This window comes from Microbacterium sp. (assembly GCF_035554235.1).
Classification (GTDB): Bacteria; Actinomycetota; Actinomycetes; order Actinomycetales; family Microbacteriaceae; genus Microbacterium.
Genome location: NZ_DATMIO010000099.1, coordinates 1 through 8,659, shown reverse-complemented (window position 1 = coordinate 8,659; position 8,659 = coordinate 1). Strand labels below are relative to the sequence as shown.

The window sequence follows — 8,659 nt, the reverse complement described above, 5'->3', positions numbered from 1 at the left end:
CCTCACCCGCGAACTCGGGGCGCAGCGCCGCGAGCTGGCGGTCCGAGATCCCCGCCCGCTTCGCCCGGCGCAGCAGCGGCTCGTCGAGCACGGGAGCGCCGATGATATCCCCGCGTAGTTCGGTGAGCGCGGCGATCTGGTCGACGAACCAGGGGTCGATGCCCGAACGCTCCGCCACATCGGCCACGCTCGCCCCGCCGCGCAGGGCCCGCTCGACGGCGTAGATGCGCCCGTCGAGAGCGGTGTGGACGTCAGGCTCGGTGTCCGGGTCGGCCGTGGTCCAGAACCCGGCGGCCGACGTCTCCATCGAGCGCAGCGCCTTGCCCAGCGCCTCGGGGAACGAGCGACCGAGCGCCATCGCCTCGCCGACGCTCTTCATGGTGGTGGTGAGTTCGGGGTCGGCCCCGGGGAACTTCTCGAATGCGAACCGCGGGATCTTCACCACCACGTAGTCGAGCGTCGGCTCGAACGCGGCGGGGGTCTCGCCGGTGATGTCGTTGCGGATCTCGTCGAGGGTGTAGCCGATCGCGAGCTTCGCCGCGATCTTCGCGATCGGGAAACCGGTGGCCTTGGACGCCAACGCCGACGAGCGCGAGACGCGCGGGTTCATCTCGATCACGACCAGGCGCCCGGTGGCGGGGTTGACCGCGAACTGGATGTTGCACCCGCCGGTGTCGACGCCGACCGCCCGGATGATGTCGATGCCGATGTCGCGAAGACGCTGGTACTCCCGGTCGGTAAGCGTCAGCGCGGGCGCGACCGTGATCGAGTCGCCCGTGTGCACGCCGACCGGGTCGACGTTCTCGATCGAGCAGACGACGACCGTGTTGTCGGCCGTGTCGCGCATGAGCTCGAGCTCGTACTCCTTCCACCCGAGGATCGACTCCTCGAGCAGCACTTCGCTCGTCGGCGAGTCGTGCAGGCCGGCGCCGGCGATGCGGCGCAGGTCGGACTCGTCGTAGGCGAAACCGGATCCCAGCCCACCCATCGTGAAGCTCGGGCGCACCACGAGCGGATAGCCGAGCTCCGCGGCGGCGGCGAGGCACTCGTCCATCGTGTGCGCGATGCGGCTGGCCGCGACATCCGCCCCCGCGTCGAGCACGAGCTGCTTGAAGATCTGGCGATCCTCGCCCTTGTTGATCGCCTCGAAGCTCGCGCCGATCAGCTCGACGTCGTACTTCTCGAGGATGCCGTGGTTGTGCAGGTCGATCGCGGCGTTCAGGGCCGTCTGCCCGCCGAGCGTCGGCAGGATCGCGTCGGGACGCTCCTTGGCGATGATCGTCTCGATCACCTTCCACGTGATCGGCTCGATGTACGTCGCGTCAGCGAAGTCGGGGTCGGTCATGATCGTGGCGGGGTTCGAATTGACCAGGATGACGCGCACGCCCTCCTCGCGGAGCACACGGCAGGCCTGTGTGCCCGAATAGTCGAACTCGCATGCCTGGCCGATGACGATCGGCCCGGAGCCGATGACGAGGACGCTCTTGATGTCGTCGCGCTTAGGCATTGTCACCCTTTCGGTGATCGTGTCTCGATACATTCGCTTCGCGAACACTCGACAACCGGCGCGAAGCGCGTGCATCGAGATCGGCGATCACGAGGTCGCGGAAGCGGTCGAAGAGGTAGTTCGCGTCGTGGGGGCCGGCGGCCGCCTCGGGGTGGTACTGCACCGAGAACGCGGGGATGTCGAGCGCCCGGAGACCCTCGACGACGTTGTCGTTCAGGCCGACGTGGCTCACTTCGACGCGACCATAGCCGTGCGGGCTCTCGGTGATGCCCTCGAGAGGCGCGTCGACGGCGAAGCCGTGGTTGTGCGAGGTGATCTCGACGCGGCCGGTCTGCTTGTCGAGCACAGGCTGATTGATGCCGCGGTGCCCGAAGGGCAGCTTGTACGTGCCGAACCCGAGCGCGCGGCCGAGCAGCTGATTGCCGAAGCAGATCCCGAAGAACGGCAGCCGCGCATCGAGCACACCGCGGAGGAGTTCGACGTGGTCATCGGACGCGGCCGGGTCGCCGGGGCCGTTGGAGTAGAACACGGCGACCGGCTCGATCGCGAGGATCTGCGCGAGGGTCACGTCCTGCGGGAGGACGTGCACGTCGAAGCCGCGCGCGGCGAGGTTGTCGACGGTCGCCTGCTTGACGCCGAGGTCGAGCACCGCGAGGTTTCCGATGCGTTCGCCGATCGCGGGCGTCACTTCGGCCGAGGCGACCGAGACGGACGCCGACAGGTTCTGACCGGCCATGCGTGGGGCTTCGCGCACGAGCGCGAGCTGAGCGTCGGCGCCGAGCGCCGCGGCATCCCCCGAGAAGATTCCGCCGCGCATGCTGCCCGCCGATCGGATGTGGCGGGTGACCGCGCGCGTGTCGATCCCGCTGATGCCCACGACGCCGTCAGTGACGAGGGCGTCGTCGAGCGACTCGTCGGCGCGCCAGTTCGAGACCACGCGGGAGGGGTCGCGCACGATGTAGCCCGAGACCCAGATGCGGCGAGACTCGGGATCCTCGTCGTTCATGCCCGTGTTGCCGATGTGCGGCGCGGTCTGCAGCACGATCTGCCCGGCGTACGAGGGATCGGTGAGGGTTTCCTGGTAACCGGTCATCCCGGTCGCGAAGACCACTTCGCCGAGGGTCGTTCCGCGCGCCCCGTAGGCGCGTCCGGCGTGCCGCGTGCCGTCCTCGAGCACGAGGACGGCGGGCTCGGGGTTCTGGAAGAACGAGGTGGATGCGGAAGTCATGACTGTTGTCCCGTCGGGGTTGTTTCAGGGCGGGGAGGGGTTTCCGGCTGGGGCAGGATCCGTGCGACAGCGTCGAGCACATCGGCCGGGTCGGCGTCCTGCACGCGGAAGTAGCTGTCCGCGATGACGTCGTCGGCGACCGCCCAGGCGATGAAGGGCAGCCCGCCGTCCTCGACGACGCGGTCGATCGTCCAGGTCGCCCGGCCGGTCGCCCGCAGGCGGTCGGCGGCGAGAAAGACGCGCGGGGCGCCGGGGATATCGAGCGCGACACCCGCGGTCGTCACGGTCACGGTCACCCGCGAGCGGAACGTCAGCGGGTGGATGCCGAGGCGATCGAGGGGCTTGTCGTGCGCGGTCGTGGCCACGTAGAAGCCGTGCGCGGTCGCGAGCGTCTCGGCGCCGGCGGGGATATCTCCGAGCGGCGCCTGAAGTCCCGCGTCACGGCGTCGTCGTCGGCTCCAGCCCCACCACATGGCGAGCAGGATGAGCAGCGCCGCACCGATCATGACGGCCACGGCGGCCTCGCGGGTCACGTGTGCACTCCGCTCTCGACAGCCCCGCCCTCAACGACCCCGCCCGGGACGACCCGGCCCTGAACAACCCCGTGGGCGACGAGAGCCCCGTCCGCGACGGTCGGGCGTCCGCGGTGGATCGTCCACACGACGCGGCCGGGCAGTTCAGTGCCGAGGTAGGGCGAGTTGCGGCTGCGCCCGTGCAGGCGGGATGCCTCGAACACGCTCGTCGCCGTCGGGTCGTACAGCGTCAACTCGGCCGGCTGCCCGGCCTCGAGCGGCGTGCCGTGACCCTTCAGCAGCCCGATGCGGGCCGGAGCCTTCGACAGCACGCGCGCGACATCCGCCCACGACAGCATCCCGGTGTCGACGACCGCCTTCTGCACGACGTGGAGCGCGCTCTCGAGGCCGACCATCCCGTTCGCTGCGGCGGGCCACTCGCACGTCTTGTGCTCGGAGGGGTGTGGTGCGTGGTCGGTCGCGACGATGTCGATCGTCCCGTCGGCCAGCCCTTCGCGCACGGCGAGGACGTCCTCTTCGCGGCGGAGCGGCGGGTTGACCTTGTAGCGCGCGTCGTAGCCGCGCACGAGCTCTTCGGTCAGCAGCAGGTGGTGCGGGGTGACCTCGGCGGTCACGTCGATGCCCCGTTTCTTCGCCCACCGGATGATGTCGACCGAGCCCGCCGTGGACAGGTGGCAGACGTGCAGGCGCGACCCGACGTGCTCGGCGAGGAGGACGTCGCGGGCGATGATCGACTCCTCGGCGACGGCCGGCCATCCGGCCAGGCCGAGCTCGGCCGAGACCGAGCCCTCGTTCATCTGCGCGCCCTCGGTCAGGCGCGGGTCCTGCGCGTGCTGGGCGATCACTCCGTCGAAGGCTTTCACGTATTCGAGGGCGCGGCGCATGATGAGCGGGTCCCACACGCAGAAGCCGTCGTCGCTGAAGACGCGCACGCGGGCTCGCGAGGAGGCCATCGCCCCGAGTTCGGCGAGGCGCTCGCCCCGCTGGCCGATCGTCACAGCGCCGATCGGCTGCACCGTTGCGTAGCCGGCGGCCTCGCCGAGGGCGAGCTCCTGCTCGACCACCCCGGCCGTGTCGGCGACCGGCGATGTGTTGGGCATCGCGAAGACGGCGGTGAAGCCCCCCGCGGCGGCCGCGCGCGTTCCGGAGAGGATCGTCTCGGACACTTCGTAGCCCGGCTCGCGGAGGTGCGTGTGCAGGTCGACCAGACCGGGCAGCGCCACGAGTCCGTCGGCGTCGATGCGCGTCGCGCCGGCCCGCGAGAGGCCGGTTCCCGCCTCGGAGATGCGACCGCCCTCGATGACCAGGTCGGTGGCGTCCCCGCCCTCGATGCGCGCGCCTGTGATGAGGAGGGCAGGGGTCTCGGATCCTGAGTATGCGCCGAAGGCGTAAGAAGAACCGGTCATGCTGACTCCTCGTTCGTGTGTTCGCCGGCGAGCAGCAGGTAGAGCACGGCCATCCGCACCGAGACGCCGTTCGCGACCTGCTCGAGCACCGTCGAGCGCGGGGAATCCGCGGCATCCGACGAGATCTCGAGCCCTCGGTTCATCGGGCCGGGGTGCATGACCATCGTATCCTCGGGCAGTGCGGCGAGCCGACCCGCGTCCAGGCCCCAGCGCCGGGCGTACTCCCGTTCGGACGGGAAGTACGCCGCACTCATGCGCTCGAGCTGGATGCGCAGCATCATGAGTGCGTCGGGGCCGGCGGCGATCGCCTCATCGAGGTCGTAGAGCACCCGCACCGGCCAGGCCGAGACATCCTGCGGCACGAGTGTCGGTGGCGCGACCAGCGTGACCTCCGCCCCCAGGGTGCCGAGCAGCCACACGTTCGAACGAGCGACGCGCGAGTGCAGGATGTCGCCGACCACGGTCACCCGGAGGCCCTCGAGGTCGTTGCCGCGGCTCGCGGCGCCGTGCCGGCGCTTGCGCATCGTGAACGCGTCCAGCAGCGCCTGCGTCGGGTGCTCGTGCGTCCCGTCGCCGGCGTTGACGACGCCCGCGGTGATCCAGCCGCTGGATGCGAGGGTACGCGGGGCGCCCGAGGCGCCGTGGCGGATCACGACCGCATCGGCACCCATCGCCTGAAGGGTCTGCGCTGTGTCTTGCAGGCTCTCGCCCTTCGAGACGCTCGAGCCCTTCGCCGCGAAGTTGATGACGTCGGCGCTGAGGCGTTTCGCGGCGGCCTCGAACGAGATGCGCGTGCGGGTGGAGTCCTCGAAGAACAGGTTGACGACCGTCTTGCCCCGCAGCGTCGGCAGCTTCTTGACCTCGCGCGACTGCGTGTCGGCCATGTCTTCAGCGATGTCGAGGATGGCGAGGGCGTGCTCGCGCGAGAGCGTCTTGGTATCGAGCAGGTGCCTCATGATTCGATCGTCACCTCCCCCTCGATCGAAACGAACTCCACGCCGTCGGTCTCGGCGAGTCGCACCCGCACGCGCTCGTCGCGCGCGCTGGGCAGGTTCTTGCCGACGAAGTCGGGCCGGATCGGAAGTTCGCGGTGACCGCGGTCGATGAGTGCGGCCAGCCGGACGGCCGCGGGGCGCCCGATGTCCTGCAGCGCATCGAGGGCCGCGCGGATGCTGCGGCCCGAGAACAGCACGTCGTCCACGAGCACCACGACTTTGCCGTCGATGCCGCCGGCAGGGATCTCCGTCCGCTGCGGCGTGCGCGTGGGGTTGCGATGCAGGTCGTCGCGGTACATCGTCACATCGAGGGCCCCGGAGGGAACGGGCGCTCCCCCGAACTGCTCGATGAACCCGGCGATGCGGTGCGCGAGGGTGACGCCGCGGGTGGGGATGCCGAGAAGGATCAGGCCATCGGGTCCCTTGTTGGACTCAAGGATCTCGTGGGAGATCCGAGTCAGGGCCCGGGCGATGTCGGCCTCGTGCAGCACGGTTCGCGTGCTCATCCGCCGCTCCCTTCTCCGCCTCACGGGACGGGGTTAAAGGTTGCTGTGGTGTTCGTTCCACTCTAGCGCGAAAGGACGGCAGGCCCGTTCGCGCGGCGCGCCCGATCAGGCAGCGCGCCCGATCAGGCGGCGGGCGCGGTCGCCTCGCGGTGCAGGGCGTCCTCGGCCTGGCGGGAGCGGATCGGGTGCCCGTGCGTCGTGAGGCAGCGGCCGCTCGTCAGATCCCACTTCCAGTCGTGCAGGCTGCACGTGAGCACGCCGTCCTCGATCTTGGCGGTCTTCGACAGGTCAGCGCGCAGGTGCGGGCAGCGGCGCTGAACGACCCAGTCGCCGAGCTGCACGTCCTCCGTGACGTCGGACTGCTCGGCGTACCAGTTCTCGACGTACTCGATCCGATCGCGCGAGAGGCACTTCATGAAGGTGTAGATGAACTCGTTGAACTTGCCGACCCGCCCCGCCGCGAACTGCATGGAGAGGAAGATCGAGTTCGACCAGTCGATCTCGCGGTCGCGGATGTTCGTCGAGACGAGGTCGGCGGGGATCGTGAACCAATATGTGGTCTCCTCCCCCGCGTACTCGCGCAGCTTCGCCTTCGGAAAGTCGACGACCATGTCGAGGTCGCCGATCGTGTAGCGGACCGGTCCGCCGACGCCCTCGCGGAAGATGCGACCGCGCCGCAGCAGCGGCTCCCACCACGCCTTGAGCTCGGCGAGCATCTCGTCGGGCGGAAGGATGTCGGCGCGAGCCGCCACTTCGTCCGCGATCTCCTGCTGCCGGCTCGTGCGCTGGCGCTCGAGGTAGCCCCACTTGTCGGCGAACATCGCCTCGATCTCGGCATCCGTGTACAGCGTCTGCTCGACCGTCAGGGAGCCGTCGTTGAGCTCCACGACGGTGCCGGGGACGAAGACGTGGCCGGTGTAGTCGGGCGCCTCCGCCTGGAGTCGGGCGATGAACTGCGCCTGGTCGGTGAAGATCGAATCGTCCTCCTGCCCGAGGCCGTTGTACCGGAACAGCTCGTCGCGGAGGAACATGGGCGGGCCCGCCATCGGGAACACGTGCGGTGCGTCGACCTTCTCGATGTAGAACATCGCGCGCTTGTGCTGCGCCTCGCGCTTGAGGTGGGCGAAGTTGCGCTTCGCCTCGTCCTCGAGGTCGTAGACCATGGGCCACCAGATGGCGCCGGAGAACTGGGTGAAGTACGCCTCGGGCTTGCCGAATGAAAGCAGCTTGTCGAGATCGAGGGGGTGCGAGTCGTTCTGGTTCAGGATGCTCGCGGTGCCGTCGTCGATCGAGAGCGACGAGTCGCCGATCGGCCCGTCGCTGGGGGCACGCAGGGGTGTCACCATGAGGCGCAGGGGTCCACGCTCGAGCACCTCGCCGGCCTGTGTGTACGTGATGTTGTGGAAGCCCCGCGCCCGCAGGTCGTTCTCGAGATCGTCGGTCGGGTAGTCGGGCAGCAGCACCTCGATGTCCTTCGGCACGTACGTCTCGAGCAGCCACGGGTCGAAGTGGTCGCGGTGCCGGTGCGACACGTAGAGGAAGTCGGCCTTGCCGTACTTCTCCCAGTCGAGCGCCCGGTTGTCGGGGAACGGGAACCAGGAGCCGTAGAAGGCGGGCTTGACCCACGGGTCGCAGAGGATGCTGCCGCCGAGGGTCTCGATGAACATGCCGGCGTGGCCCAGCCCGGTGATCCGCATGGCACTCCCTGAGTCGTCGTCTTGTGAACCCGTCGATTCTACGGCGAGCAGGCCGGGACGCCGGCTCGACGGGGCCGCGTGCTGCGCCGAGCGCCGCGGCGCCGCGTGATCCCGCTACGCGGTGCGGGCGACACGGGCGAGCACCCCGTGCACGAACGCGCTGGAGTCATCGGTCGAGAACTCCTTGGCGAGCTCCACGGCCTCATCGATGACGACGGCGGTGGGCACTTCTTCGTTGTAGAGCAGTTCCCACACACCCATGCGGAGGAGCGCGCGATCCACCGCCGGCATCCGCTCGAGCTTCCAGTCGCGGCTGTGCGTCGTGATCTGCTCGTCGATCTCGTCGCGGTGGTCGATCACCCCGTCGACGATCTCGCGGGCGTAGAGCCACGATGCCTCGCGGGAGGGCTCGGCCGCCGCGCGCTTGGCCTCCGAGGCGAGGGTGACCGCCACCTCGTCACCGCGGACATCGGCCTGGAACAGGATGTCGAGGGCGCGCTTGCGCGCCTTTGAACGTGCGCTCACGCGTCAGTTCACGCGCCCCAGGTAATCGCCGGTGCGTGTGTCGACCTTGACCTTGGTGCCTGTCTCGAGGAACAGCGGCACCTGGATCTCGTAGCCGGTCTCGACGGTGGCGGGCTTGGTGCCGGCGACGGCGGCGCTGCTGGCGCTGGCCGCGGGCCTGGGTGCGCCCAGAGAACGCAGTCGAGCCCCGGCGGAGTCCGCACGCGACGCCATCCTGTCCGTCGCGCGCAACCCCTCGGCTCGGCGCTGGGCACTCGCGGAG

The 8,659-nt window shown here is 69.5% G+C and carries 8 protein-coding genes and 1 pseudogene; all 9 read right to left on the bottom strand.

Translation table 11 applies throughout. From position 1 onward, the window contains the following. Window positions 1-1,507: carbamoyl-phosphate synthase large subunit (gene carB / locus VNT50_RS04820; protein WP_325483967.1), on the bottom strand; the 1,507-nt coding region annotated here is incomplete at its 3' end. Continuing rightward, complete coding sequence (carA, locus tag VNT50_RS04815) at window positions 1,500-2,735, bottom strand: glutamine-hydrolyzing carbamoyl-phosphate synthase small subunit (RefSeq protein ID WP_325483966.1); 1,236 nt, start codon at window positions 2,733-2,735, stop codon at window positions 1,500-1,502. The genes carB and carA, both read right to left, overlap by 8 nt. Beyond that, complete coding sequence (locus VNT50_RS04810; RefSeq protein WP_325483965.1) at window positions 2,732-3,268, bottom strand: PH-like domain-containing protein; 537 nt, start codon at window positions 3,266-3,268, stop codon at window positions 2,732-2,734. The genes carA and VNT50_RS04810 overlap by 4 nt, the downstream gene beginning before the upstream one ends. Continuing rightward, window positions 3,265-4,674: a dihydroorotase gene (locus VNT50_RS04805; RefSeq protein ID WP_325483964.1), complete on the bottom strand. Its 1,410-nt coding sequence runs from the start codon at window positions 4,672-4,674 to the stop codon at window positions 3,265-3,267. The genes VNT50_RS04810 and VNT50_RS04805 overlap by 4 nt, the downstream gene beginning before the upstream one ends. Continuing rightward, window positions 4,671-5,630 carry an aspartate carbamoyltransferase catalytic subunit gene (locus VNT50_RS04800; protein WP_325483963.1) on the bottom strand — a complete coding sequence of 320 codons (960 nt, stop codon included), beginning with the start codon at window positions 5,628-5,630 and terminating at the stop codon, window positions 4,671-4,673. The genes VNT50_RS04805 and VNT50_RS04800 overlap by 4 nt, the downstream gene beginning before the upstream one ends. After that, window positions 5,627-6,175, bottom strand: a complete 549-nt coding sequence (pyrR, locus tag VNT50_RS04795) for a bifunctional pyr operon transcriptional regulator/uracil phosphoribosyltransferase PyrR (RefSeq protein ID WP_325483962.1) — start codon at window positions 6,173-6,175, stop codon at window positions 5,627-5,629. The genes VNT50_RS04800 and pyrR overlap by 4 nt, the downstream gene beginning before the upstream one ends. 122 nt (window positions 6,176-6,297) lie before the next feature. Beyond that, window positions 6,298-7,872 carry a Rieske 2Fe-2S domain-containing protein gene (locus tag VNT50_RS04790; RefSeq protein ID WP_325483961.1) on the bottom strand — a complete coding sequence of 525 codons (1,575 nt, stop codon included), beginning with the start codon at window positions 7,870-7,872 and terminating at the stop codon, window positions 6,298-6,300. 114 nt (window positions 7,873-7,986) lie between these two features. Then, a complete protein-coding gene (gene nusB, locus VNT50_RS04785) occupies window positions 7,987-8,397 on the bottom strand; it encodes a transcription antitermination factor NusB (protein ID WP_325483960.1) in 411 nt (136 codons plus the stop codon). Between the two features lie 3 nt (window positions 8,398-8,400). Continuing rightward, a pseudogene (locus tag VNT50_RS04780) lies at window positions 8,401-8,659 on the bottom strand (hypothetical protein); the annotation flags it as partial.